Below are 22,887 nucleotides of genomic sequence, written 5' to 3' on the forward strand. Positions count from 1 at the left end.
GGTCAGCGGAGGATCAGGGGGTGATCCTCCACTCCTGGATGTAACCCACGTCGATCGACGCGAGGTCGCGGACGCGCAGCTTCCACGTGCCGTCGACCGGCTGCGCGGAGGCGTTCACCGTGAACGTCTGGTCCACGTTGTCGGCCGAGCCCCCGCTGCGGTTCAGCAGCGAGTAGACGGTGCCGTCGGGGCCGACCAGATCGACCGTCAGGTCACCGCGGTAGGTGTGCACGATGTTGACGTAGACCTCGGTGGTCGCCGAGGCGTTGCCGGGGCGGCCCGTGATCGTGACGGGCGACTCGACCGCCGGGCCGACGTCGGGGATGTCGACCCGGGTGCTGTTGGCGTAGACGTACGCGATCCGCCAGTGGAAGGCCACCGACACGGCCGCGCCGGTGCTGTCGGTCACCGTGACCGTCGTGTCGCTGGTCCCCGGGGTGACGGGGATCCCCGAGATCAGTCCGGTGTCACCGATGGACAGGCCCTCCGGCAGTCCGGTGGCCGTGTAGGCGAGGCTCGCGTCGGTGTTGGTGGTGTACGCGTTCACCTGGAGGGACACTCGCTGGCCGACCCCCGAGGTCTGGTCGGCGACCGGGGCGACGTTGACACCCAGGGCGATGCGGTCACCGACGTTGATGCCCGCCCAGGCGTCGGCGACGGCGAGGTAGGTGGGGCTGTAGGTCCCGAAGAGGTCGCCCGCGGCTCGCAGGGTCGCGGTCCTGGCACCGGCGTAGTTGGTCGTGGACGTCATGTACGTCGTCAGCGCGCGGTACCAGATCCGGGCGGCGTTCTCGATGCCGATGCCGGCCACCGGAAGACCGTCACGGGTCGGGCTGTCGTACGACACCCCGTTGACGGTCTTCGCGCCGCTCCCCTCGGAGAGCAGGTAGAAGAAGTGGTTCGCCGGTCCCGAGGAGTAGTGGACGTCGATGCCGCCCAGTGAGGAGTCCCAGTAGTCGCGGGAGGAACCGTCCTTGGAGGGCTTGTCCATGTAGCGCAGCGGGGCGCCGGTGCCGCGGATGTCGATCTTCTCGCCGACCAGGTAGTCGGGCACGTCGGCCGCCAGGTTCTCGTGGAACTCCACGGCCGCGGCGAAGATGTCCGACGTCGCCTCGTTGAGACCGCCGGACTCCCCCGCGTAGGTGAGGTTGGCGGTGGCCGCGGTCACACCGTGGCTCATCTCGTGGGCGGCGACGTCCAGGGCCGTCAGGGGGTGCGTGTTGCCCGCGCCGTCGCCGTAGGTCATGCAGAAGCAGCTGTCCTGCCAGAAGGCGTTGACGTAGTTGTTGCCGTAGTGGGCCCGGCTGTAGGCGGCCACACCGTCGTTGCGGATCCCGTTGCGGCCGAAGACGTCCTTGTAGTAGTCCCAGGTCGCGGCCGCTCCGTAGGCGACGTCGACACCGGCGGTCTGCCGGTCGCTCTGGGCGCCGCTGCCCCAGACATCGTTGTCGTCCGTGAACAGGGTCCCGGTGCCGGAGGTTCCCTGGTTGAGGTCGTAGGTGCGATGCCCGGCACGGTCGCCGTCGACCAGTTGGTACGACGAGCCGGACGGGGTGGTGGACAGCGGCACCGTCCCGACGTACTGGCCGGTCCCCGTGCCCGTGTCGACCCCCTGATACCGGGAGGCGACCTTGCCGGAGGCGGCGTCGGTGATGACGTGCAGCTCGCTCGGTGTGCCGTCGCGCTGGACGCCGCCGATCACCGATTCCCAGGCCAGGACCGGGCGGGTGCCGGCGGCCCAGACGACGAGCCGGGGCGCCCCGTCGACGTCCGCCCGCCGGACGGCCGCCGCTCGTCCCACCGCGAGGGCCCCGGCCGCGGCGTCACCGGCGGAGATCCCGGGCTTGACGCTCGGCACGGTGACGGCGGCCCGGCTCGCCTCGGACACGGTGCTCCGGCCGCTCCTCAGGTGCTCGACCAGATCGCCGCCGAGCACCGGCAGTCCCGCGTAGGTGCGCTCGTACCGCGTATGGGTCGTACCGTCCGCGTCCTTGGAGACGTCCTTGACGACGAGTCGTTCCCGGGCGCCGAGGCCGAGCCGCTTCGCGGTGGCACCCGCCGCCGCTCCCGCGCTCTCGACCAGCGCCGCACGCCGGGCGGGCGACAGCGGAACCTGGCGGGCACCGGACCTGGGCTCGGCGACGATCCGGGCGAGGGCCCTGGCGGGAACCGGGTTCCCGGAGGCGGCTATCCCGGTGACGGATCCGGCGGGAACGAGGTCCGCCGCGACGGCGGACGCGGAGTCGGGCCGGACGGCCAGGGCCAGTAACGAGCTCGCGGCGGTGAGAGCGAGGACGGTTGCGCGTCTGCGCCGACGGGCGGAAGGGGGTTGCCGGTTCAAGGTCATCTCCATCTGCGAGGGGGGTGGCCCGGGCGGGCCGACCGTCGGGTACGGCCGGTCCGTGGTGAGCCGGGCGGGGAGCAGCGCCGCGGTGACCGCCGCACGAAGGCGCTCGCGGAGTCGGCGGCGCGTGAATCGTCGGGGTGCGGGTGCACCGGAAGGGGGTGATGTGGAGGGGATGAGCCGGAGGGGATGAGGGCACCAGCGTGTGCACGAAGCGTGCCTGGTCGACAGCAGCGTGACATCGACCCGATGACCTTGTCATGGAGCGGACAAGACTTCGGCTTGAACTTGCCATGACCTACTGCGAGTTCATCCGCCCGTCACATCTTTTCGGCCGCTGTGCGCCGACTGTGAGCATGGCCGGCCGCACGGCCTTCCACCCGGCCGGTTTCCCGCGTATGCGCTCAGGGCCGACTCACGTGGGTGTGTTCGTGCGGCGTCCCGGAAGGGCGGCGCGGCGGCCGGGGCTCACGGTCGCGCAGCCAGTCGTGAACAGCCAGGGCGAGGGCGCACAGGACGGCCACGATCCCGGAGCCCACGGCGATCGCCAGGGCGGAGCGGAAGTCATGCCGTCCCGTGCCGAGCACCACGTAGAAGAGTCCCGGCAGGGCCGCCGTACCGACCGCGCCGCCCAGCCGCTGGGCCGTCTGCAGGGCGCCGCCGGCCGCGCCCGCCATCCGCACCGGCACGTCCCGGAGCGTCATCGTGACGTTCGGCGAGATGACGCAGCCGCTGCCCAGCCCGCCGAGGAACAGGGCCGGAGCCGAGTACCACACGGCCGGATCCCCGGGCGCGAGGCGCAGGATCAGCACGGCACCACCCAGCCCCAGGGCGACGGCGGCCAGACCGCAGACGGTCAGGAGCCGGCCCAGCCGCTCGACGAGCCGTCCGGCCACCACGGCCGCCGCGGCCGAACCGATGGCGAAGGGGGTCACCGCGAGCCCCGAGCGCAGCGGGGAGAAGCCCTCACCGTTCTGGAAGTACAGCGCGAACACCAGCCACACGCCGCTGAACCCCACGAAGTACAGAGCGGCGATGGCCGCTCCGGCCGCGTAGCCTCGCGTGCTCGTCACCAGGCGCGGATCCAGGAGCGGCTGCCCGCCGACCGCCGTCAGGCGCCGCTCCCACCCGGCGAACACCGCGAGAAGGCCCGCCCCCAGCGGGAAGAGCCACCACAGCCTTCGCAGGCCGCCGGACTCGGCCAGGATCAGGGGAAGCATCAGGGCGAGCACCCCGCAGCCGAGCAGCAGGACGCCCCGCAGATCGAGCCGTTCCCGGCGACGCGGAGCGACCTTGGGCAGCAGGCGCAGGCCCAGCAGGAAGGCTACGGCTCCGACCGGCACGTTCACGTAGAAGATCCAGCGCCAGCCCTGGGGCCCGTCGGCGAGCATCAGGATCATGCCGCCGATGACGGGGCCCACCGCGCTGGAGATGCCGACGGTGGCACCGAAGAGGCCGAACGCCCGCCCCCGTTCGGCTCCCCGGAACAGTTGCTGGATGAGGGCGGAGTTCTGCGGTGCCAGGCACCCCGCGGCCGCGCCCTGGGCCAGTCGCGCCACGACGAGGAGAGTGATCGTCGGCGCGGCGCCGGCCGCGGCGCTGCACAGGACGAAGGCGGCCAGGGCGAGCAGGAAGATCCGCCGTCGGCCGATCGCGTCGCCCAGGCGTCCGGCCGTCACGAGGACCAGCGCGAAGGTGAGGGCGTAACCGGAGACGACCCATTGGATCGACGGGGCGGAGGTGTGCAGGGCGCGCTGCATGGAGGGCAGCGCGACGGCGACGATGGTGACGTCGAGCAGGCTCATGAACCCGGCGGTCAGGGTGACCCACAGGGCGCGCCACCGCCGCGGATCGGCTCCCTCGGCCGGCCCCTGCGCGCGGTCCCCCGGCCCCTCTGCCTGCGCGTCCGGTTCCACGCCGGGGACTCCTCTCCGCCACCCCCACCATCTTCGGCCCGCGGGGGCGTGGGGCAACACGAGGTCCGGCCGGTCGCCGCGTGCACGACCGTGCCGGACGCGTGCATGACCGTGGGGCCCGTTCCCCGGAACGGGCCCCACGTGGTCGGCCTGGCGGCCGCGCCGGCTTCCCTGGACCTGGGACCTGAGCGATCGGCCCTTTCAGATCTTCGGCGGTTCAGTTCAGCCCCATCGGTCCTTCTCAGCCCTTGAAGACGTCCTTCGTCTTCTCCTTGGCCTGCCGCGCGTCGCCCTTGGCCTTTTCGGCCTGGCCCTCGGCGGTCATCCGCTCGTTGCCCACGGCGCGCCCGGCCGCTTCCTTCGTTTTGCCCTTGGCCTGTTCCATCTTGGCCTTGGCCTTCTGCTCGCCACTCACGATGTCTCACTTCCCATCACGATCGGCTTCGAGTGTCGACTCATCGGGTGACCCTTCCCGCGGGTGCCAAACGTGGAGATCGAGAATCATCACCTCGCTACCGGTGACTCTCTGTGATCGCGTGCCGTTCCGGCATGCCGGAACCGGTGTGCTGGGTGAGCCTGGAGACATGGGCCGATGACACTCGGATCCGTCCGGAGGTCGCGCCCATCTTGGGCAGCCAGAGCGAGGACGGCGTCATGGGTGATGAGGTCTACCAGCCGGGAGGTCCCGACATACGCGAGGACGAAGGCATCCTCGACCCCGAGGACACCCTGGAGTACCGGGGCTCGGACCCCTTCGACGACGGGTGGTCCCCGCCCGAGCGCCCGTTCGCGGTGGACCATCCGGGCACCACGGCGCGTGAACAGCGCGAGGGGGAGAGCCTGGACGAGAAGCTGGCCGAGGAACGGACGGATCCGGCCCTGCGGGACCCCGGTGAGGACGACGGCGAGGACGACCTGACGGCCGACGGGGACGAGCTCCTGGACGGCGAGGTGGACACGGATCCCGCGGAAAGGATCCTGGCCCTCGACGTGGGCGCCCATGAGGACGCCGAGCACGACATGATCGCCGAGGACATCGGTGCCGACGGCGGCCCCGACCCCGCCGAGCAGGCGGCCGTTCACCTGATCCCGGACGACGACATGCCCGAGCGCCTGGTGGACGAGGGCCTGCGCCGCCCTCCGGAGGACGAGATCCGCCGGCTGCGCTCCGAGACGGACTCCGCCTCCTGAGGCTCACCCGTGACGGCGCGGCCCCGGACGGAGAAGTGACGGCCGGTCAGTCCTCACCCCTGACGATGTTCCACTCGGGGGAGGTCCGGTCCTGGCGGGCCGACGCGCCGGCCGTCGCCGGCAGACAGGTCCTCGGCCCTGTCTGCCGCCGACGACGTGCCTTCGCCCATCCCGTCTCCGGTCGCTGGGTGCTCCTGGTCCCGATATCGGCAGCCATGGCTCCTTCTCGTCACTTCTCTGTCCGGCCCCGGCTCCCACCGCGTCCGGCTCCATCGGATCCGGTCCCTTTCGCTGGTCCCGGGCTTTCGGCATCGGGTCCCCCTCCGGCGCGCGGGGAAACCGGCCGGGCAGCACGAGGTGGCCGACGTGGCCGGTTTGCGGTGCCGCCCGCCAGGTCACACGGTGAGAAGGGGACGAGCGACCCGCCGCGTCGCGGCACGGCGCGCACCCGAAGGACGGTGGCGATGATGTTCCAGGGCAACGCGAAGGCCAAGCAGATCAAGGGCAAGGTGAAGGAGTCCGTCGGGAAGGCGCTGGGCGACACGTCGGTCCAGAGGGCGGGCCGGCGTGAGCAACTGCGGGGCAAGGCACAGGAGATGACGGAGAAGGCCACGGCACGGGCGCGTCAGTGGACCAAGCACTGACCATGGCCTTTCAGCACCCCGCCGACCGCGGTGGCGACGAACGCGGCGGATTCGAGCGACTCGCCGAGTCCGGGTCGAGGTTCACCAGCTCGCCCGTCTTCTTCGCGTTCTGCGTCGGACTGGTCGCCCTGACGGTCGCCGTCCACATCGCCGGCCTCGCCGGAGAATGGCTCCTTCTCGCCGGCGACGCGATGACCGCGGTGACGCTGCTGCTCCTGGCACTGCTGAAGAACTCCGAGCTACGGTCCGAGCGGGCGATCCAGCGCAAGCTGGACGCCATCGCCTCGGCACTGCTGGAGGCGCAGGAAGGTACCCCCGGCAAGGCGCATGAGGATCTCAGGCGGGTGATCCGCATGGAGGAGGAGACCTGACGGGGCTTCGTCAGCCGGTGAGCGTGACGTGGCGCCGGAAATTCCCGGCGCCGGAAATTCCCGAAGTCCAGCCGCGTTCCTTGGTGGCCATGGCCTATCTCCGGCGTCCGGAAGTACCCTTGGCCGCCCTGGACGAAGATCTCTTCGCGGGGGTCTTCTTCGCGGGGGCCCTCTCAGCCGCGGTCTTCTCAGCCGCGGTCTTCTTCGCCGCGGTCTTCTTGGTCGCCGTCTTCTTCGCTGCCGTCTTCTTCGCCGGGGGCGGGGTCTTCTTGGCTGTCGCCTTCGTGGCAGGCGTCTTCTCGGCAGGCGTCTTCTCAGTCGGCGTCTTCTCGGCCACAGCAGGAGCCGTCAGGGCCTGGTGGCCGGCGTTCATCAGTTCGCCCCGTACCCGTTCCTGGAGCTCCGCCACAGCCGGAACCTCCGAGAGCCGCTTGAGCCCTTCCGTGGCCAACTGCTGAGGGTCGAGCCCGAATCGGCGCCCGGCGAGATACGTGGCCACCGCGAACGTGAGGCGGCCCTTCTTCATACGTCCGAGCAGATAGCCCCCGGCGACAGCCGCGGCCAGAGCAATCTTGGTCGTCACGTTCATGAGCCTTTTCCCTTCGGACCACGCGGCCCCGCCTCCCCTGAACCCGCGTGCTCCACCGGGCCGGCTCGGAGAAGGCCGTCCACATCTGACTCTCCAAGTACCCCTATATGATGGGATTGCATATTTACATGGGAATACGGCGTCCGTTTCGATGACCGGAGACACCATGGCCGCAGCAGAACCCGCCAAACGGCGGCCGAGCGCCGACCGCGGTACCGCGCGCCGGCGGCCCGCCGGTGACAGTGCGGCCCCATCACGCTCCGGAGGCCTCGCCCGGGCCATCCGCTCGGCGGTGAAGCAACTCGGCTCGTTGCTCGGCCGAGCCCCCGAATCCGTTTCCGCGATCAGACCCACGGACGACGGTTGGGAAGCGGATGTGGAGGTACTCGAACTGGAACGCGTCCCCGAGACCACCAGCGTGATGGCCACCTACCGAGTGATCCTGGACAAGGAGGGCGACCTGGTGGCCTACGAGAGGAAGCGGCGCTATACACGTGGACAGATCGACCGGCGCTGACACATCACAGCCGGTGAAGGGAGGCACCATGACTATGGTGCCGCAGAATAGTGGCAATCTCGCCCGGAGCGGCGGATCATCCGGCACTCTCTACGACGTTCTGGAACTCATTCTCGACCGCGGGCTCGTCATCGACGTCTTCATCCGTGTATCCCTCGTGGGCATCGAGATCCTGAAGATCGATATACGCATCGTCGTGGCCAGCGTCGACACCTATTTGCGCTTCGCCGAGGCGTGCAACCGCCTCGACCTGGAATCCGGCAACAAGGCACCGTCCAAGCTCACCGACATCGTCGGCGACACCCTGGAATCCGGCGCGAAGGGCAAGTCCAAGGGAGCCCTCAGCGGCGCCGCCGAAGCCGTCACCGAAACCATCCGGGGAGTGACGGGCAAGGACAGCGACGACGAGGAGGACGAGTCGGAGGAAGCAGAGGAGCCGGAAGAAGAGGAGACGGAGGAAGAGCCGGTGCAGCGACGGCGGCGGCCGGCCCGGCGCTCCCCCCGGCGGGAGAGAAGCGCGTCTCGCGCGGAGGAATGAGCCATGGCGGTATACATCTACTCGATCACGTTCAAGGACCATCCACTGCGCCTCGACGGTCTCGACGGGGTCGGCGCCTCGCCCTCCTCGCTGCGCACCGTGACCGCGGGCCCGCTCTGCGCGGTCGTGAGCGACGCGCCGGAGGAACTGCGCCCCAAACGCCGGGACATCGGCCGTCACCAGGAGGTCCAGCAGCGTCTGCTGGCGGACGGCACCGTGCTGCCCCTCAGGTTCGGCTACACCGCCCCGGACGAGGACACGGTCCGGCAGGCGCTGGAGGAACGCGGCGACGAGTACGCCGAACGCCTGCGCCTGTTGGAGGGCTGCGCCGAGTACAACCTGAAGGCGTCGCAGGACGAGGAGATGCTGCTGCGGGAGATCCTCACGCAGTCGGAGACGGCCCGGCAGCTCAACGACGACATCCGCGCCGGCACGGCGGCCCCCGACACGCCCGTGCGGCTCGGCGAGTTGGTCGCCAACGAGGTCCGGACCCGCCAGGAGGCACTGGCCTCCGGCGTGATCGAGGCGCTCCGCCCGTTCGCCCGGGAGATCGACTCCTCTCCGCCCACCGGAACGGACTTCCTCAACGTCTCGTTCCTGGTGAGCGACGAGCAGGACGAACTCTTCCTCGCCACGGAGCTGAGTCTCGCCCACCAGATGGGCGAGGGATTCGAATTCCGGCTCAACGGTCCGCTCCCTCCGTACAGCTTCAGCTGATGGAGACGTCATGGGACTGTTCACAGAAATCGTCATGCTTCCCCTGGCACCCGTGCGCGGAGTCTCCTGGGTGATGGACAAGGTCCTGGAGGCCGCGGAGGACGAGTACTACGACCCGGCGCCGATACGGCTCCAACTCGCCGAACTGGAAAGAGAGTTGATCGCCGGCGAGATCGACGAGGAGACGTTCGACCGGATCGAGGACCAACTGCTCGACCGGCTGGACGAGATCAGGATCCACGGTCAGGGCGGACCGCCCTGACCGGCCCGGTCACCCGAACGAACCCCGACCGGATCCGAGAGAACTCGAGGCCCCCGTCGTGAGTCAACCGCTCTCCAACCGCCTGGGCGACTATCCGTCCCGAGCCGCTCCGCCGTACGCGCAGGGCTCCTCCGCCAGTCTCGCCGACATCCTGGAACGCGTCCTCGACAAAGGCATCGTGATCGCGGGCGACATCCGGATCAACCTCCTCGACATCGAACTGCTCACCATCAAGATCCGGTTGCTCGTAGCCTCGGTCGACAAAGCCAGGGAAATGGGCATCGACTGGTGGGAACACGATCCCTCCCTCACGTCGAGCGCCGGGGACGAGCGATCGCTGGCCGAACAGAACCGCAGGCTGCGCGCCGAGTTGAACGCTCTGCGCCGGGACAGGGACATCCCCGAGGTGGACGCGGAACCGCACGGCACCACCCGCCGAAGAGCTGATCGCGATGACGACGAGTACGAGTGAAACGGTCACCTACGCGTACGTCGTGGCACGCGCGCACCCGGATCTGCCACGGTCCCTCACCGGGCTCACGGGAGTGGCCGGTGCCCCGGTGCACCTGATCGCCGAAAGCGGGAAGGAGCACGGCGACGCGGACATCGTTCTCGTGGTGAGCCCGGTGCCGGCGGCGGACTTCCGTGAGGAGGGACTCAGACGGCACCTGGAGGACCTGGACTGGCTGGAGGCGGTCGCACGGGCGCACCACGCGATCGTCGAGGAAGTCGCGGCCCTCGCCCCGGCGCTGCCGCTGCGGCTCGCGACCGTCTACCTCGACGACGGCAGCGCGCGCGACATGCTGCGCTCCGCGGTACGGGTGTTCGCCGAGCGCCTGGACCACCTGGCCGACCAGGTCGAATGGGGGGTGAAGATCTATGTCGAGGCGACCGCCCCTCCCACCCCCGCGGCCCCGGAATCCGTCCCGTCCGCGGACATCTCGCCGGGGCGGGCCTACCTGAGTGCCCGAAGACGACAGCGCGGCGACCGGGAGGCCGTCCACCGAGCGGCCCAGGAGGCGGCCGAGCGTGTGGGGAACGTGGCACGCGCGTACGCGACCGACCGGGCGGCGCACCGGCCCCAGCAGGGCGCCCTGGCCGGCGACGCGGGCGAGAACGTGTTCAACGACGCCTTTCTGGTGCCCCGCGGGCGCGGCGAGGCCTTCCGCACCGAGGCCGCCCGCGCGGGGCAGGGGCTGGCGGGGATCCGCGTCGAGGTCACGGGCCCGTGGGCGCCGTACTCCTTCGCGATGCCCGTGAACGACACGGACGACCCCGGCGGCACGGACGGCGGGGACGACTCGGTCCGGGGTGCCGGGCCATGACCGGGCCCGGCCGTCCGACCGCTCTGGAACCGCTGCCGGACCGTCAGGTCGCGCTCGTCGACCTGCTGGACCGGCTGCTCGCCGGAGGAGTGGTCCTGACCGGTGACGTGGTGCTGTCCGTCGCCGACATCGATCTCGTGCGGATCTCGCTGCGCGCCCTGATCGTGTCCGTCAGCGCGGAGAACCCGTCACCCTGGGAACAGTCCGCTCCCCCGCGAGGCGGAGATGACGGCTGACGACGACGGCACCCCGGGCGCCGCGGATCCCCTGGAAGAGGCGGCCGAGGCCGCGGCACGGGCTTTCCGGCTGCTGCCGGCCGAGCCCTCGGACCGGCCACGGCCGGGTGCGCGGGGCCGTGCCGCGGCCAGGCGGATCAGCACCGACCCGGACACGGTCGAGCGCGACCTTCTGCGGCTGGTTCTGACGCTGGTCGAACTGCTGCGTCAGGTCATGGAACGGCAGGCGCTGCGCCGGGTCGACCAGGGTGATCTCAGCGAGGAGGACGAGGAGCGGCTGGGCGCGACGCTCATGGTCCTGCACGACCGGATGAAGGACCTGTGCGCGACCCACGGTCTGACCATGGAGGACCTCAACCTCGACCTCGGCCCCCTGGGCCCGCTGCTGCCGCCGCCCGACTGACCGGGGACCCACCGGCTGCTCCTCGGCCCGCGTCCTGGCGTGGCGGGCGGTGGCGGGGCCGGCCTGGATCCGCCCCCGCCACCGGCCGTCACCGCCCGCGGCTACACGCCCGCCGCACGCGGCTCCCGTACCACCGCGATCTCGCCGGGATCGACCCTCACCGAGCCCGACAGGGTTTTGCCGGTGAGGAGTTCGGTGGCGCCCGGCGGGACGGGGATCTCCGCGCCCCGGCCCGCGTGGTCGATGAGGAACACGTAGTCGGCGTCCCGGCCGCGCCGACGGACCGTCTCGACTCCCGGTGGTGGGTCACCGGCGCCGGCGACCCCCGCCTCGGCGCGGACGCGGTCCAGCAGGGCGGTGAGCGTGTCCGCGTCGGGGAGGGTCGCCACGTACCAGGCGGTGCCCCGTCCGTGGGTGTTCCTCGTCACCGCCGGGACACCGGCCAGGGGTCCGTCCGTGTACGTGGCGACCGCCTCGGCGCCGTTCAGGCGCACCCGTTCCGACCACAGGGTGGCCGTGGCGCCCGGGGGCACCTGGCCGGTCAGGCCGGCCGACTCGCCGGGGAGCAGGGGGAAGAGTTCGTCGCCGCGGATGCCGAGGATCTCGCGGAACGCTCCCGGGTAACCGCCCGGTCTGACGTGGCAGTTCTCGTCGACGGCGCCGCTGTGGAAGCCGATCGCGAGGGTGCCGCCGCGCTCGACATGGCCGGCCAGGTTCGCCGCGCCCGCCTCGTCCACCAGGTAGAGGCTCGGGGCGAGGACCAGGCGGTAGGCCGAGAGGTCCGCGTCCGGGCGTACGAAGTCGACGGCCGTGCCGGAGCGCCACAGCGGCTCGTACCAGGCACGGACCAGATCCTTGTACCGGAGGTCGCCGCTGGGCTGGGAGGGCAGCTCCAGTGCCCAGCGGGCGTTCCAGTCCCAGACGACGGCGACCTCGGCCGTGCCCGTGCTGCCGCGTACCTCGGCCAGGGCCCTGAGGTCGGCGCCGAGGCGGACGACGTCCTGCCAGATGCGGCTGTCCGTGCCCGCGTGCGGGAGCATCGCCGAGTGCCACTGTTCGGCGCCCGCCCTCGCGGCCCTCCACTGGAAGTAGGCGATGCCGTCGGCACCGTGGGCGACATGGGCGAGGGCGTTGCGGCGCATTTCCCCGGGGGTCTTGGCTCTGTTGACGGGCTGCCAGTTCACGGCGCCGGTGGAGTGCTCCATGAGCAGCCAGGGTCCGCCGGCCAGCGACCGTGTCAGGTCGCCGCAGAGCGCGACGTCGATCTCGGAGGCCGGGTCGGTGGACATCAGGTAGTGGTCGTTGGAGACGACGTCGAGTTCCGGCGCCCACCGCCAGTAGTCGAGCGCGTCGAAGGTGTCCATCACCATGAAGTTGGTGGTGGCCGGTGTCGAGGGGGCGGCCGCGCGCAGGACGTCCCGCTCCGCCGTGTACAGCGACAGCAGTTCGTCGGAGCAGAAGCGGCGCCAGTCGAGCCGGTGCGTGGGGTTGGGGACGGCGCCGGTGGCGCGGGGCGGCAGGACCTCCTCCCAGTCGTGGTACCACTGGCTCCAGAACGTGGTGCCCCAGGCGTGGTTGAGGGCCGCCAGGTCGTCGCCGTAGCGGGCGCGCAGCCAGCCACGGAAGGACCGGGCGCTGGTGTCGCAGTAGCAGGCCGCGTTGTGGCAGCCGTACTCGTTGTGGACGTGCCACATCACCACGGCCGGGTGGGCGGCGTAGCGCTCGGCGAGGGCTGTCGTGACGCGCAGGGCGGCCTCGCGGTAGGCGGGGCTGCTCGGACAGAACGTCTGCCTGCTGCCGTAGCTCAGTGTCCGGCCGTCGCGGTCGGCCGGGAGCGCTTCGGGGTGTGCCCGGAAGAACCAGGCGGGCGGAGCGGCCGTCGGGGTGGCCAGGTCGGCGGCGATGCCGTTCTCGTGGAGGAGGTCGAGGATCCGGTCCATGCGAGTGAAGTCGTACCGGCCCTCGGAGGGCTCCATGAGGGCCCAGGAGAAGATGCCGACGCTGACCATGGTGACGCCGGCCTCGCGCATCAGGCGCATGTCCTCGGCCCAGATCTCCTCGGGCCACTGTTCGGGGTTGTAGTCGCCGCCGTAGACGATGCCGGGGACGGACAGGGTGCGTTCGTGGGTCATGCGGCTCCTCCCGAGGCCGGCGCGTGTCCCGGGGACAGCAGGCGGCGGGTGGTGGCCACGCCCCACTCGTCGAGGGACAGCAGCCGGTCGCTGGAGGCCATCAGGCCGTCGGTGGCCTCGACATGGGCCGCCCAGCGTTCGCGGGTCTCGACGGCGGGCCGGGCCATCAGGCAGTCGGGGTCGTTGATCCACAGGCGCCGGTGCTGCCATTGGCGGCCGGTGCCGGTGAACTCGGCGGCGTCCTGGCCGGGTTGGCTGTAGTCGTCGGCCTCGGGGCGCCGGTGCGGTGCCGTGTCGGGGCTGACCCGCATCGCGTCGAACAGGCCGATGGACGGGAGGATCGGGGCTCCGCAGCCGAGGAGGTGGGCGTCGGGGCCGATGGCTTCGCGGATCAGGGCGATTCCGGCGCGGTAGGCGGTCAGCGCGTCGGCTCCGGAGTGCCGGGCGCCGTCCAGGGCGCCCGCGTAGAGGAAGTCGGTCTTGAAGTAGTCGTATCCCTCGGCGCGCAGGGTGGCGTAGACGTCGGTCAGGTAGGACCGGGCCTCGGGGTGGGTGACGTCGAGGGCGTACAGGTCGTGGTTCCAGTTGTGGCCCGCGTGCAGGGGTGCGCCCGCGGGGTCGCGGACCAGCCAGTCGGGGTGCCGGCCGGCGAGTTCGCTGTGCGGCGCGACGAGGAACGGCGCGGTCCAGATTCCCGCGCGCCGGCCGCGCGCGCGGATGGCTTCGGCGAGGGCCGCGCGGGAGCGGAAGCGGCCGGAGAGGGTGAGCCAGTCGCCGAGTGCGCTCTGGTAGCCGTCGTCGATCTGGACGACGTCGACGGGGAGGTCGAGGGTGTCCATGGCGCGGAGGTTCTCGTGGATGTCGTCCTCGGTGACGGCGGTGAAGTACTCGTACCAGGAACACCACACCGTGGGTGCCGGCCGTGGGGCGGGGGTCGCGAGGGCGTCGGCCCAGGCGGCGAGCGCGCCCTGGATGCCGTCCGGTCCGGAGTACGAGGACTCGGTGACCGGGCCGTCGGCGCTGATCCCGGCACGGCCGTCGTGGACGGCCAGCCGGATCGAGGGGACCTGGGCGGCCGGGTCGGGCGCCGCCCACAGCCGGACCGGGGAGCCGTCGCCGGGGTCCAGAGCGAGCAGTCCCTCGCCCTGGAAGGTCCCGGGCGGCGCGGTGCGGCCGGGCCGGTAGCAGACGGTCGCCCAGTTGGCGTTCGCCGGGCGGTAGGGGGTGTCGTCGAGGGCGTAGGAACCGCTGGGGCTCCAGGACTGCCAGCCCTCCTCGTGGACCCGTGCGGTGCGCGGGTCCACGGGTACGGAGGCTACGGGGGTGAAGGCTTGGGGCACGTCGGTCTCTTTCACGTGGAGCCGCCCGAGTCTTTCGGGTGGTGTCGTCTCAGCTCTTGTTGGCGCCGAGGGTCAGACCGCTGACGAACTGCCGCTGGAGCGCGAAGTACACGACGAGTGTGGGGATCGCGGTGAGCAGAGCGCCGGCGGCGACCAGGTTGGGGTCCGTGAAGTACTGGCCGGAGAGGTTGTTCAGGGCCGAGGTGATGGGCATGTTCTCGCCGGTCGAGATCAGGACGAGGGCCCAGAAGAAGTCGTTGTAGATCCAGATCGACAGCAGGGTCGCGAGGGCCGCCATCGCGGGCTTGCACAGCGGCAGGGTGATCTGCCAGTACAGCCGCCACACCGAGGCTCCGTCCACGAGCGCGGCCTCGGTCAGTTCGTCCGGCAGGGAGCGCATGTAGTTGCTCAGCACGAACGCGCAGAACCCGGACTGGAAGGCCACGTGGATCAGCACCAGACCGAGCGCGGAGTCGTACAGCTTGCCGCTCTCCGTGATGCCGGGCAGGTCGGTCAGCAGGTACATCCGGTACAGCGGGGTGATGATGACCTGCTGCGGAAGCAGGTTGCCCGCCGTGAAGACCAGCAGCAGCGCGAGGTTGAGGCGGAAGTCGAAGCGGCTGACGTAGAAGGCGACCATCGAGGACAGGAACAGGGTGAGCAGCACGGCCGGCACCGCGATCAGCAGCGTGTTGACGAAGTAGTGCGTCATGTCCGACTGCTCGAAGGCGTTCGTGAAGTTGTCGAGGTTCAGCGTGTCCGGCCAGGACACATAGCCCTTGTCGCTGGTCTCGCCGTACGGGCGCAGGGCCGAGAAGACCGCCCACAGCAGCGGGGCGAGCCAGGCCAGGGCGGTACCGGCGAGGAAGACGTGCAGCAGCACGCGGGCGGGGCGGACGGGCGCGCGCCGCTTGCGCGCGCCGGCCGCGAGGGTGGGGGCGCTCACGATCGCCGCTCCTTCCGGAAGGTGGCCACCAGGTACGGGACGATCACGACGAGTGAGATGACCAGCAGGACCACGGCGATCGCGGAGCCGTAACCGATGCGGCTCGACTCGCCGATGATGTTGTTGGTCACCAGGATCGAGAGCAACTCGGTCCCCTGGGCACCCTTGTTGAAGACGAAGACGAGGTCGAAGGCGCGCAGGGCCTCGATGATGGTGACGACCAGCACGACGGTGTTGGTGGGGCGCAGCGTGGGGAAGACGACGTTCTTGAACGTCTGCCACTCGTTGGCGCCGTCCAGGGCGGAGGCCTCCCTGAGGGAGGGGTCGACGCCCTTGAGGCCGGCCAGGTACAGGATCATCATGTAGCCGGTGTGCCGCCAGGAGGCCGCGACGAGGACGGCCCACAGATTGAGGTCGGGGTCGCCGATCCAGTCGATGTAGTGGCCGGGCGTGTTGGCGCCGATGAGGCTGTTGATCAGGCCCGTGTCCGGGTTGTAGACGAGCTGCCAGACGAAGCCGATGCAGGCCATCGAGATGACGACCGGCAGGAAGAACGCGGTCTGGTAGACGCGGCTGAAGCGGATCCTCTTGTCGAGCTGGACGGCGAGGAAGAGGCCGAGTGGCGTCGGGATCAGGATGAGGACGGCGAACCAGACGATGTTGTGCTGGACGGCGGGCCAGAACTGCGGGTTGTCGTTGAAGAGCTGCTCGAAGTTCTGGAGGCCGACCCATCTGATCGAGTCGAACCCGATGCCGTCCCAGGTCGTGAAGGCGAGCGCGATGGAGGCGAGGGCGGTGACCCAGACCAGGGCCACGTGCAGGACCGTGGGCACGCCCGCCATGAGGGCGAGGGTGAACCGGTCGCGGCGGGTCAGCAGGCGGCGCTTGCCACGTGCGGCCCGCTTCGGCGCGGAGGCGGCGCCCCGGGGCGGCTCGGTGGCCGCCTCCGGGGACTTCGTCGTGGTGTCGGTGGTCATGATGTCGTTCACGAGGTCGCGAAGATCTGCTTCTTCTGGCGCTCGATCGACGCCAGCAGGCCGTCCACGCCCTTGGGGTTCTGGAGGAACTTCTGGAGTCCGGGCTGCATCACCGTCGCGGTGAAGTCCGGCCGGGAGTCGCGGTCCATGAACTGCGTCAGGGTCTTGGCGCCGCCGATCATGTCGAACGCCTTCTTCTGGAGCGCCGAGTACGCGGAGGTGTCGGCCTTGCTGGAAGCGGCCACGACGCTCGGGTCGCCCTTGAGGTAGAGCTCCTCCGCGGCCGGGCTGCCCATGTACTCCAGCAGCTTGAGGACTCCGGCGTGGTTCTTGGGGGCCTTGCTGACCATGAGGCCGTCGGTGGGCGCCTCCACGGTGTCCTGGCCGTACGCGGAGTCGATCTCCGGGAAGGGGAAGAAGTCGAGGTCGTCCAGGTCTTCCTTCTTGGTGAACTGCTGGGCCACGAAGGTGCCGAGGAGGTACATGCCGGCCTTCTTGGCGACCAGCGTCTGCGCGGCGTCCTGCCAGGTGCGGCCCATGAAGCCGTCCTGGTGGTACGGGAGGAGTTCGGCCCAGTGGTCGAAGGTGGCCTTGACCTTGGCGTCGGTCCAGGAAGCCTTGCCGGCCATGAGCTGGACGTGGAAGTCGTAGCCGTTGAGACGGAAGTTGATCTGGTCGAAGGTGCCCATCGCGGGCCAGGCGTCCTTGTCCCCGAAGGCGATGGGGACCAGCTTGTCCTTCCTCATCCGCTTGCACAGGGCGATCAGTTCGTCCCAGGTGGCGGGGACCTCGTAGCCGTACTGCCGGAACACGCTCTTGCGGTAGAAGACGGCCCACGGGTACGTGGTCATCGGGACGAAGTAGTACTTGCCGTCCTCGCCCTTGCTGAGCTTCTTCATCGCCTCGGGGAAGTTGTCCCCGATCTTCGCCCACACGTCGTCGATCGGGGAGGCGAGCTTCTTGGCCGCGAAGAACTGCATCCGGTACCCGGCGAACCAGTTGAACACGTCGTCGGGCGTGCCCTGCAGATACGAGTTGATCTGCTCCTGGAAGGTGTTGTGGTCCTTCGTGTTGACGTCGACCGTGATGCCGGACCGCTTCTTGAAGTCCGCGTAGACGTCGGCGAAGGCCTTCTTCGGCACGGCGTCGGACGCGTTGGAGCCGACGGTGACCGTCTTGGGGTCCGACGCCGTGCCGCTGCCGCCGCAGGCGCTCAGCAGGGGTACGCCCGCGCCGAGGGCGACCGCGCCGCCGATTCCACGGATGAGGGTGCGACGGCTGGGCGTCGGGGCGGACAGACCCGAGAGGGGAAGGTGCATGACGGCTCCTGAGGGCAGGGTTCGGTCAGGCTGGACGGCGGGGAGGCCGGAAATCGATCAGAAACCAACCTGACCGAACAACGTGGGCGTAATGACAGCCTCATGTCGGCACGGCGTCAAGACCTCGCACGCGCCTTGCCCGAAACGTGACCGACACACCACGGACCACCCACACGGGCCTCGGAAAAGGGGCGAGCCCGACCGGAACCGGCCGTCGGGCCCATCACCTCGCCCGGTCCGCGAACCGCACACGACGGGCCGCACGACCGCATCGACGATGTTGGCTTTCGCGACGCAGCCACCCAAAAGCAAACAGTCGCTGATTGAATTTGTTTACAGGCAGCGCAAACCGGCGAGCGGACCATTCCCTGCCAAATGCGGCAGACTGATGACGAGTCAGGGGGCTACGGACCCCCGGTCGGCGTTCGGCCGCCCCTCAGTCTCGCGCAACGTAATCGATTACGCCACAGGCCTCGACTATCGATCCGGCAAAGGCGTACAGAGGAACAGGCGTGCCGGAGACGGCGGTTCACCGCTTTCGGACGGCCGCGCGCGGTCGGGGAGGCCGCGGCCGTCAGACCGACGCGCGCGCCACGAACGTCGTGCCGACCCGCACGGTCCTGCGCCGCGTCCGACCGTCGATCTGCTCCAGCAGGAGCCCGGCCGCGACGCGGCCGACCTCGCGCGCCGGGTAGCGGATGGTCGTCAGACGCGGGCGGACGAGCGAGGCGAACTCGATGTCGTCGTGCCCCACCAGCGACACATCGCCGGGGATGTCGAGCCCCAGACGCTCGGCCGTGTCCATGGCGCCGACGGCCGTGATGTCGTTGCCGCACAGCACCGCCTCGGGCCGGAGCCGCGCGCGCATCAGCCGTTCGAAGCCCTCCGCCCCCGCCTCGCGCGTGTGCTCGCCGTGGACGATGTGCTCCCGGGCGATGCGCAGCCCCGCCTCGGCCGCGTGCTCCCGTACACGTTCCAGGCGCGGATCACCGCCGGCGGCGTCCAGCGGCCCGGCGAGCACACCGATGCGCCGCCGGCCGGTGGCCGCCACGTGCGCCAGCGCCGCACGGACCGCGTCGTCGGCGTCGGGAGTCACCAGGTCGACGTCACCGAACGGGACGTCGGCGCTGACCACCGCCGGGATCCCGGCGGCGCGCAGCACGTCGAAGGCGTCGGTGGCGAGCCGGAACGGTGTCATCACCACACCGGCGAACCTCTGGTGCACCGCTTCGTGCAGCAGCGCCTCCTCCTCGTCCCGCCGCGCTCCCGTACTGCTGACCAGCACGTGGTAGCCCCGGCCGCGCAGCTCGTCCTGGATCGAGCGGGCGAGCAGCGCGTAGAAGGGGTTCGCGATGTCCGGTACGACGAGGGCGACCATGGTGGACTTGCCCGTACGAAGGCTCCGGGCAACGGGGTTGAGGGTGAAGCCGAGCCGCTCGATGGCCGATTCGACCGCTTTGCGCGTTTCCTCCGTGACCGGCCGTTTTCCGCTCAGCACATACGAGACGGTGGCGGACGAGACTCCCGCGGCTCGCGCCACGTCACTCATGGTCACCCGCTGCCGCATCCGCGTCCGCCCCTTCTCCGACCGCAACCCTACCGGCGCCCGCCGGCCGACGGGTTCCGGCCGTTCACGACCCGCATCGCGTCCTCGCAGGTCCGCACCCTCCGCGGACCGGACGCCCGTCGTCGCCGCGCCCGGGGACGTACGTCGCGACCCCGGCGGCACGGGCCACCCCCGCAGGCCGCCCCCGCACCCGGGGCCGCTCGTTTTCTTCGCGATGACCCCAATACGGTCAATCGTCAACGAAACGTGCATAGTCACCCGATGGCGGAGGTCTGTGATCCCAAGGGGCCTCGCCTCCCGGCTCTCGGCCAAAGGTGACCATACTGGGAGGGCACACCGCACCCCACCAGCAAAGTGACTCATGCCGAAGTCCTCAGAGCGTCTCACCGCCCCGGAAACGGTCTGGCTGGCCGCCGGGCGCCATACCGGTCCCGCCCCTCAGACGGCTCTCCGGGAGCACCTGCGGGAACTGAAGAACAGTGAAAGGATCCAGGACTTCCTGGAGAAGGAGAACGACACGACGCCGGACGGGCACGTCTTCGAGGCGCGCTGGTTCGTCGACGGCGACGTGACCGTACGGGCGCGGCTCACCACCGACGGACGTGCTCAGGCGGACGGCGAACGGCGCTGGACACTCGCGGCCGAGGCCGAGCGGCCCTGGGATCCCGGGTGGCCCTCCCCCGCCGCCCTGCTCTGGCCCGAGCGGAGCGACCTCTCCTGGGACCGTGACGCCGCGGCAGGGCTGCTGCTCCAGGACATCAACCCGCTGCCGAAGGACGACGCGGCGCTGCGCCGCCTGCTCAAGGACATCGCCCGGCACAGCTGGAGCATCAACGTCGTCGTGCACGAGGCCATGACCCCCGACGCCGAGGGCCGCCTCCCGCTGGTCCGGCTGCTGCCGCCCGCGCTGCGGCACCGCGTGGTGGAACACCGGGCCACGCCCGAGCAGTTCCACGCCGTCAACTGGGCGCTCGGCGACCTCGGGACGTCCGTGCCGCGCGGCGGCGCCGTCATCCTGTCCGGCACCCCCGCCCGGACCGGGTTCGACGAGCAGGCGTTCAGGGTGCGCAGCGTCTTCCTCGACGGCTCCGAACCGACGGAACTCCTCGACAAGGTCGTACAGTTCGCGGCGCTTCCCTGGCCGCTGCCGGACGAGGCGGCGGCGGCCTTCACGGCGCTGCGCGAGGAGTGGAGTCTGCTGACCCTCGAAGAGGAACTCACGCACGCACGCGCTCTGGTGGCCTCGTACTCCGAGGCCCTCGACGCGATGACGAAGTCGCGCGACCTGTACCGCGAGGCGACCGAGCTCGCGCACGCGGCGCTCTCCGAGATGGCCGAGTACCGCGACGCCGCGTCCGCCGCGCGGGGTTCCGCTCAGGGGCAGGACAAGCACCCACTGGCGAAGACGCTTCAGCGCGTCACGGACTCGCTGCTGCCCCGACGGGCACAACGCGTCGACGCCCACCTCCAGGAGGCACGTGAGAGCGAGCGGCGGGCCCGCGAGGCTTCCGAGTGACCTCCGGCGTGGGGGAAACGGCGTGTCCGCCACTCCCCCACGCCCCTCACCGATCACACCCCGCGGCCCACGCCCCCTCCCCCGTTCACACCCGGCGCTCGTCGCGGCGGACCCGGCCCGCGCACTGCCGGGGCGGGCGCACGCACCGCCGGGGTCGGCGCACGCACCGCCGGGGTCGGCGCACGCACCGCCGGGGCGGGCCGCTCGCGGCCGTCGGACGACGGGCCGCTCGCGTCGGCGAGGCTGTCCGTCGCCCGGGAGGCCGCCCCTGGCACGGGTTCCGTCAGGCTCCGCGCCAGATGTTGGCGAAGGCCGCGTTCTCGATGGCCCGGCGCTGGCGGACGGCTTCCAGTTCCATCACCGCGTCGTGCACGGCGACCAGGACGGTCGTCACCGCCTCGTCCTCGACCGTCGAGCTGTCATCGCTCTCCTCGGCGGGGATTCCGACCACGTCGGCGAGCGCGGCGAGGACGGGCTCGTCCGCCGCCCAGCGATGCATCGCCCGGCTGCGGGCCGGTGAGTCCACCAGTTCCATGCGCTCACCGCCGAACGGCAGTCGGCTCCGCCGTTGCCGGGTGAGCTGGCCCGCCTGTTCGAGGTCTGCCTGATAGGCCTTGGCCAGATCGCGGCCCCTGCGCCAGAGCCAGTCCTCGACCCGCTCGTACGGGACCTGCCGCACGAGCGAGGACGCCGCCTCGCCCAGAAGACGGTCGTCCGTCGCGGGCTGCCTCGCCGGTGTCATCCGGTCACCGTCCAGCGTGATGACCTCACCGGCGAGAAGATCGATCACCTCGGCTCCGGCGAGGGCGAGCGACAGATCGCCCTGCCCGACATTACGTTCCGGCTCCTTGTCCATCGTGATGATGAACAAGTCCCTGGCCGTGGTCACGAACGGCTCCCTTCGGAGTACTTCGCCCGGCGCGACCCTCACGCATCGGATCCAGCGTGTCCACCGCACCACCCTCCGCGGGCGATCCGTCGTCCGCGGAGGAAGGGCACGTCACGATCGTGATCGTAACTCCCGGCACACATCACGCGCGGCCGGTCCGGCCGACGCGCGATGCGTCCGCCGGACCGGTCACCCTCGGCCTGATGCGCCGTCAGCCCTGACGGGCCTTCAGTCGCGGGTTCTTCCTGTTCACGACGAAGACCACACCGCGCCTGCGGACCACCTGGGCCCCGGGCTTGGACTTCAGCGAGCGCAGTGACGCCCGTACCTTCATGGTTCTGTCCTCCTTCTGCCGAACTCGGCGCGCTCCGGCGGTCAGTGCCGGTTCGACGCCGTGCGGCCGTAGCGGCGCTCGAAGCGCTCCACCCGGCCGGCGGTGTCCAGGACCCGTGAGGTCCCGGTGTAGAACGGGTGGCTCGCCGACGAGATCTCCACGTCGACGACCGGATGGACGGCCCCGTCCTCCCACTCGATCGTCCGGGCGGAGTGCGCGGTGGACCGCGTCAGGAACGCGACACCGGCGGCACGGTCCCGGAAGACGACCGGACGGGATTCGGGGTGGATGTGAGGCCTCATACGGTTCCCTCCTCGGTTACGGCAGGTTCGTCCGCGGATACGACGGTGATACGACGAACGCGTCCGCCGGGTACGCCCGGCGCGCGGTCAGCGCTCCTCGCGGAACGTGACGTGCCGGCCCGCCGTCGGGTCGTACTTGCGCAGGACCAGCCGGTCGGGGTCGTTTCCGCGGTTCTTGCGCGTCACGTACGTGACGCCGGTCCCGGCCGTCGACCTCAGCGTGACGACGGGGCGCGCGGTGCTGCGTGCCATGAGGCCCTCCTTCTCCCACCATGCACGAGCCTTGACTCGCGCATGCCAATCAGTTACGTGAGCTGTAACAGCGCACCCGGTGCCGGCATTCCCGGACCCCGGACACAGCGGGAGGCGGTCACCGCGCCGAGGGCCGCGTCGAGGGCCCGTCGATGTGACCGGCCCCGCCCGTTCCGCAGGTCCGGGCCGGATCCGTTCCACAGGTCCGGCCCGGCAGGCGCCTCCGTTCGCCGCCCACAGGGCCCTGACCCGCACGGCAC

26 protein-coding genes are annotated in these 22,887 nt (G+C 70.6%); 12 read left to right on the forward strand and 14 right to left on the reverse strand.

Annotated elements, in window-relative coordinates; all coding sequences use genetic code 11:
* Positions 1-13: 13 nt before the first annotated feature.
* The 3 genes from ACFYW9_RS03805 to ACFYW9_RS03815 form a co-directional block, all read right to left on the reverse strand.
* A complete protein-coding gene (locus tag ACFYW9_RS03805) occupies positions 14-2,347 on the reverse strand; it encodes a M4 family metallopeptidase (protein WP_389144782.1) in 2,334 nt (777 codons plus the stop codon).
* Between the two features lie 401 nt (positions 2,348-2,748).
* Positions 2,749-4,260, reverse strand: a complete 1,512-nt coding sequence (locus tag ACFYW9_RS03810) for an MFS transporter (RefSeq protein WP_389144302.1) — start codon at positions 4,258-4,260, stop codon at positions 2,749-2,751.
* Between the two features lie 241 nt (positions 4,261-4,501).
* Entirely contained in the window at positions 4,502-4,675 is a 174-nt protein-coding gene (locus tag ACFYW9_RS03815; RefSeq protein ID WP_326783820.1) for a CsbD family protein, read from the reverse strand.
* A gap of 239 nt (positions 4,676-4,914) precedes the next feature.
* Between ACFYW9_RS03815 and ACFYW9_RS03820 the strand changes: the two genes are divergently transcribed.
* The 3 genes from ACFYW9_RS03820 (at position 4,915) to ACFYW9_RS03830 (ending at position 6,466) form a co-directional block, all read left to right on the forward strand.
* Positions 4,915-5,451, forward strand: a complete 537-nt coding sequence (locus tag ACFYW9_RS03820) for a DUF5709 domain-containing protein (protein ID WP_389144305.1) — start codon at positions 4,915-4,917, stop codon at positions 5,449-5,451.
* Between the two features lie 464 nt (positions 5,452-5,915).
* Entirely contained in the window at positions 5,916-6,095 is a 180-nt protein-coding gene (locus ACFYW9_RS03825; protein WP_389144307.1) for a CsbD family protein, read from the forward strand.
* Between the two features lie 2 nt (positions 6,096-6,097).
* Positions 6,098-6,466, forward strand: coding sequence for a low affinity iron permease family protein (locus ACFYW9_RS03830; protein WP_389144309.1), 369 nt, complete (start codon positions 6,098-6,100; stop codon positions 6,464-6,466).
* Positions 6,467-6,560: 94 nt separating this feature from the next.
* Here ACFYW9_RS03830 and ACFYW9_RS03835 read toward each other — a convergent pair whose 3' ends face one another.
* A complete protein-coding gene (locus ACFYW9_RS03835; protein ID WP_389144311.1) occupies positions 6,561-7,055 on the reverse strand; it encodes a hypothetical protein in 495 nt (164 codons plus the stop codon).
* Positions 7,056-7,221: 166 nt separating this feature from the next.
* Between ACFYW9_RS03835 and ACFYW9_RS03840 the strand changes: the two genes are divergently transcribed.
* The 8 genes from ACFYW9_RS03840 to ACFYW9_RS03875 are packed head-to-tail and all read left to right on the forward strand — an operon-like array spanning position 7,222 to position 11,053.
* Complete coding sequence (locus tag ACFYW9_RS03840; RefSeq protein WP_389144313.1) at positions 7,222-7,572, forward strand: gas vesicle protein; 351 nt, start codon at positions 7,222-7,224, stop codon at positions 7,570-7,572.
* A 28-nt stretch (positions 7,573-7,600) separates the two neighbouring features.
* Positions 7,601-8,110: a gas vesicle structural protein GvpA gene (locus ACFYW9_RS03845; RefSeq protein ID WP_389144316.1), complete on the forward strand. Its 510-nt coding sequence runs from the start codon at positions 7,601-7,603 to the stop codon at positions 8,108-8,110.
* 3 nt (positions 8,111-8,113) lie between these two features.
* Positions 8,114-8,827, forward strand: a complete 714-nt coding sequence (locus tag ACFYW9_RS03850; protein WP_389144319.1) for a GvpL/GvpF family gas vesicle protein — start codon at positions 8,114-8,116, stop codon at positions 8,825-8,827.
* A 10-nt stretch (positions 8,828-8,837) separates the two neighbouring features.
* Positions 8,838-9,089 carry a gas vesicle protein GvpG gene (locus ACFYW9_RS03855; RefSeq protein ID WP_389144322.1) on the forward strand — a complete coding sequence of 84 codons (252 nt, stop codon included), beginning with the start codon at positions 8,838-8,840 and terminating at the stop codon, positions 9,087-9,089.
* A 58-nt stretch (positions 9,090-9,147) separates the two neighbouring features.
* The gene (locus ACFYW9_RS03860; protein ID WP_389144325.1) at positions 9,148-9,561 is read left to right on the forward strand and encodes a gas vesicle protein; all 414 of its coding nucleotides are present in this window, start codon (positions 9,148-9,150) and stop codon (positions 9,559-9,561) included.
* A complete protein-coding gene (locus tag ACFYW9_RS03865) occupies positions 9,542-10,414 on the forward strand; it encodes a GvpL/GvpF family gas vesicle protein (RefSeq protein ID WP_389144328.1) in 873 nt (290 codons plus the stop codon). Before ACFYW9_RS03860 ends, ACFYW9_RS03865 begins: the two co-directional genes overlap by 20 nt.
* Entirely contained in the window at positions 10,411-10,650 is a 240-nt protein-coding gene (locus ACFYW9_RS03870) for a gas vesicle protein (RefSeq protein ID WP_351860619.1), read from the forward strand. Before ACFYW9_RS03865 ends, ACFYW9_RS03870 begins: the two co-directional genes overlap by 4 nt.
* Positions 10,640-11,053 (forward strand): gas vesicle protein K, encoded by a 414-nt coding sequence (locus ACFYW9_RS03875; RefSeq protein ID WP_389144331.1) that lies wholly within the window; start codon positions 10,640-10,642, stop codon positions 11,051-11,053. Before ACFYW9_RS03870 ends, ACFYW9_RS03875 begins: the two co-directional genes overlap by 11 nt.
* A 101-nt stretch (positions 11,054-11,154) precedes the next feature.
* Here ACFYW9_RS03875 and ACFYW9_RS03880 read toward each other — a convergent pair whose 3' ends face one another.
* The 6 genes from ACFYW9_RS03880 to ACFYW9_RS03905 all read right to left on the reverse strand — a co-directional run bounded on the left by ACFYW9_RS03880 (position 11,155) and on the right by ACFYW9_RS03905 (position 19,316).
* Positions 11,155-13,185, reverse strand: coding sequence for a beta-galactosidase (locus ACFYW9_RS03880; RefSeq protein WP_389144334.1), 2,031 nt, complete (start codon positions 13,183-13,185; stop codon positions 11,155-11,157).
* Positions 13,182-14,525 (reverse strand): glycoside hydrolase family 36 protein, encoded by a 1,344-nt coding sequence (locus tag ACFYW9_RS03885; RefSeq protein WP_389144337.1) that lies wholly within the window; start codon positions 14,523-14,525, stop codon positions 13,182-13,184. Before ACFYW9_RS03885 ends, ACFYW9_RS03880 begins: the two co-directional genes overlap by 4 nt.
* A 49-nt stretch (positions 14,526-14,574) precedes the next feature.
* Positions 14,575-15,471: a carbohydrate ABC transporter permease gene (locus tag ACFYW9_RS03890; RefSeq protein WP_387307967.1), complete on the reverse strand. Its 897-nt coding sequence runs from the start codon at positions 15,469-15,471 to the stop codon at positions 14,575-14,577.
* Positions 15,468-16,448, reverse strand: coding sequence for a sugar ABC transporter permease (locus ACFYW9_RS03895; RefSeq protein ID WP_351860630.1), 981 nt, complete (start codon positions 16,446-16,448; stop codon positions 15,468-15,470). Before ACFYW9_RS03895 ends, ACFYW9_RS03890 begins: the two co-directional genes overlap by 4 nt.
* Positions 16,449-16,456: 8 nt before the next feature.
* Positions 16,457-17,767 (reverse strand): ABC transporter substrate-binding protein, encoded by a 1,311-nt coding sequence (locus ACFYW9_RS03900; RefSeq protein WP_351860633.1) that lies wholly within the window; start codon positions 17,765-17,767, stop codon positions 16,457-16,459.
* Between the two features lie 574 nt (positions 17,768-18,341).
* On the reverse strand, positions 18,342-19,316 hold the full coding sequence (locus tag ACFYW9_RS03905) for a LacI family DNA-binding transcriptional regulator (RefSeq protein ID WP_389144787.1): 975 nt from the start codon (positions 19,314-19,316) through the stop codon (positions 18,342-18,344).
* Between the two features lie 379 nt (positions 19,317-19,695).
* Between ACFYW9_RS03905 and ACFYW9_RS03910 the strand changes: the two genes are divergently transcribed.
* Complete coding sequence (locus ACFYW9_RS03910; protein WP_389144342.1) at positions 19,696-20,850, forward strand: hypothetical protein; 1,155 nt, start codon at positions 19,696-19,698, stop codon at positions 20,848-20,850.
* Positions 20,851-21,133: 283 nt separating this feature from the next.
* Here ACFYW9_RS03910 and ACFYW9_RS03915 read toward each other — a convergent pair whose 3' ends face one another.
* The 4 genes from ACFYW9_RS03915 to rpmG all read right to left on the reverse strand — a co-directional run bounded on the left by ACFYW9_RS03915 (position 21,134) and on the right by rpmG (position 22,627).
* Positions 21,134-21,739 (reverse strand): GPP34 family phosphoprotein, encoded by a 606-nt coding sequence (locus tag ACFYW9_RS03915; protein WP_351860639.1) that lies wholly within the window; start codon positions 21,737-21,739, stop codon positions 21,134-21,136.
* Between the two features lie 211 nt (positions 21,740-21,950).
* A complete protein-coding gene (locus ACFYW9_RS03920) occupies positions 21,951-22,073 on the reverse strand; it encodes a 50S ribosomal protein L36 (RefSeq protein WP_351860641.1) in 123 nt (40 codons plus the stop codon).
* A gap of 41 nt (positions 22,074-22,114) precedes the next feature.
* The gene (locus ACFYW9_RS03925; RefSeq protein ID WP_326783840.1) at positions 22,115-22,375 is read right to left on the reverse strand and encodes a type B 50S ribosomal protein L31; all 261 of its coding nucleotides are present in this window, start codon (positions 22,373-22,375) and stop codon (positions 22,115-22,117) included.
* Between the two features lie 87 nt (positions 22,376-22,462).
* Complete coding sequence (gene rpmG, locus ACFYW9_RS03930) at positions 22,463-22,627, reverse strand: 50S ribosomal protein L33 (protein ID WP_351860644.1); 165 nt, start codon at positions 22,625-22,627, stop codon at positions 22,463-22,465.
* Positions 22,628-22,887 lie beyond the last annotated feature (260 nt).

The sequence above is a fragment of the Streptomyces sp. NPDC002698 genome, assembly GCF_042888945.1.
GTDB lineage: Bacteria > Actinomycetota > Actinomycetes > Streptomycetales > Streptomycetaceae > Streptomyces.

What these genes read in the sequence shown, in the direction of transcription:
- ACFYW9_RS03805 (WP_389144782.1), bottom strand. Translation starts at nt 2,347, where the DNA reads ATGACCTTGAACCGGCAACCCCCTTCCGCCCGTCGGCGCAGACGCGCA.
- ACFYW9_RS03820 (WP_389144305.1), top strand. Translation starts at nt 4,915, where the DNA reads ATGGGTGATGAGGTCTACCAGCCGGGAGGTCCCGACATACGCGAGGAC.
- ACFYW9_RS03825 (WP_389144307.1), top strand. Translation starts at nt 5,916, where the DNA reads ATGATGTTCCAGGGCAACGCGAAGGCCAAGCAGATCAAGGGCAAGGTG.
- ACFYW9_RS03830 (WP_389144309.1), top strand. Translation starts at nt 6,098, where the DNA reads ATGGCCTTTCAGCACCCCGCCGACCGCGGTGGCGACGAACGCGGCGGA.
- ACFYW9_RS03835 (WP_389144311.1), bottom strand. Translation starts at nt 7,055, where the DNA reads ATGAACGTGACGACCAAGATTGCTCTGGCCGCGGCTGTCGCCGGGGGC.
- ACFYW9_RS03840 (WP_389144313.1), top strand. Translation starts at nt 7,222, where the DNA reads ATGGCCGCAGCAGAACCCGCCAAACGGCGGCCGAGCGCCGACCGCGGT.
- ACFYW9_RS03845 (WP_389144316.1), top strand. Translation starts at nt 7,601, where the DNA reads ATGACTATGGTGCCGCAGAATAGTGGCAATCTCGCCCGGAGCGGCGGA.
- ACFYW9_RS03850 (WP_389144319.1), top strand. Translation starts at nt 8,114, where the DNA reads ATGGCGGTATACATCTACTCGATCACGTTCAAGGACCATCCACTGCGC.
- ACFYW9_RS03855 (WP_389144322.1), top strand. Translation starts at nt 8,838, where the DNA reads ATGGGACTGTTCACAGAAATCGTCATGCTTCCCCTGGCACCCGTGCGC.
- ACFYW9_RS03865 (WP_389144328.1), top strand. Translation starts at nt 9,542, where the DNA reads ATGACGACGAGTACGAGTGAAACGGTCACCTACGCGTACGTCGTGGCA.
- ACFYW9_RS03870 (WP_351860619.1), top strand. Translation starts at nt 10,411, where the DNA reads ATGACCGGGCCCGGCCGTCCGACCGCTCTGGAACCGCTGCCGGACCGT.
- ACFYW9_RS03875 (WP_389144331.1), top strand. Translation starts at nt 10,640, where the DNA reads ATGACGGCTGACGACGACGGCACCCCGGGCGCCGCGGATCCCCTGGAA.
- ACFYW9_RS03880 (WP_389144334.1), bottom strand. Translation starts at nt 13,185, where the DNA reads ATGACCCACGAACGCACCCTGTCCGTCCCCGGCATCGTCTACGGCGGC.
- ACFYW9_RS03895 (WP_351860630.1), bottom strand. Translation starts at nt 16,448, where the DNA reads ATGACCACCGACACCACGACGAAGTCCCCGGAGGCGGCCACCGAGCCG.
- ACFYW9_RS03900 (WP_351860633.1), bottom strand. Translation starts at nt 17,767, where the DNA reads ATGCACCTTCCCCTCTCGGGTCTGTCCGCCCCGACGCCCAGCCGTCGC.
- ACFYW9_RS03905 (WP_389144787.1), bottom strand. Translation starts at nt 19,316, where the DNA reads ATGAGTGACGTGGCGCGAGCCGCGGGAGTCTCGTCCGCCACCGTCTCG.
- ACFYW9_RS03910 (WP_389144342.1), top strand. Translation starts at nt 19,696, where the DNA reads ATGCCGAAGTCCTCAGAGCGTCTCACCGCCCCGGAAACGGTCTGGCTG.
- ACFYW9_RS03920 (WP_351860641.1), bottom strand. Translation starts at nt 22,073, where the DNA reads ATGAAGGTACGGGCGTCACTGCGCTCGCTGAAGTCCAAGCCCGGGGCC.
- ACFYW9_RS03925 (WP_326783840.1), bottom strand. Translation starts at nt 22,375, where the DNA reads ATGAGGCCTCACATCCACCCCGAATCCCGTCCGGTCGTCTTCCGGGAC.
- rpmG (WP_351860644.1), bottom strand. Translation starts at nt 22,627, where the DNA reads ATGGCACGCAGCACCGCGCGCCCCGTCGTCACGCTGAGGTCGACGGCC.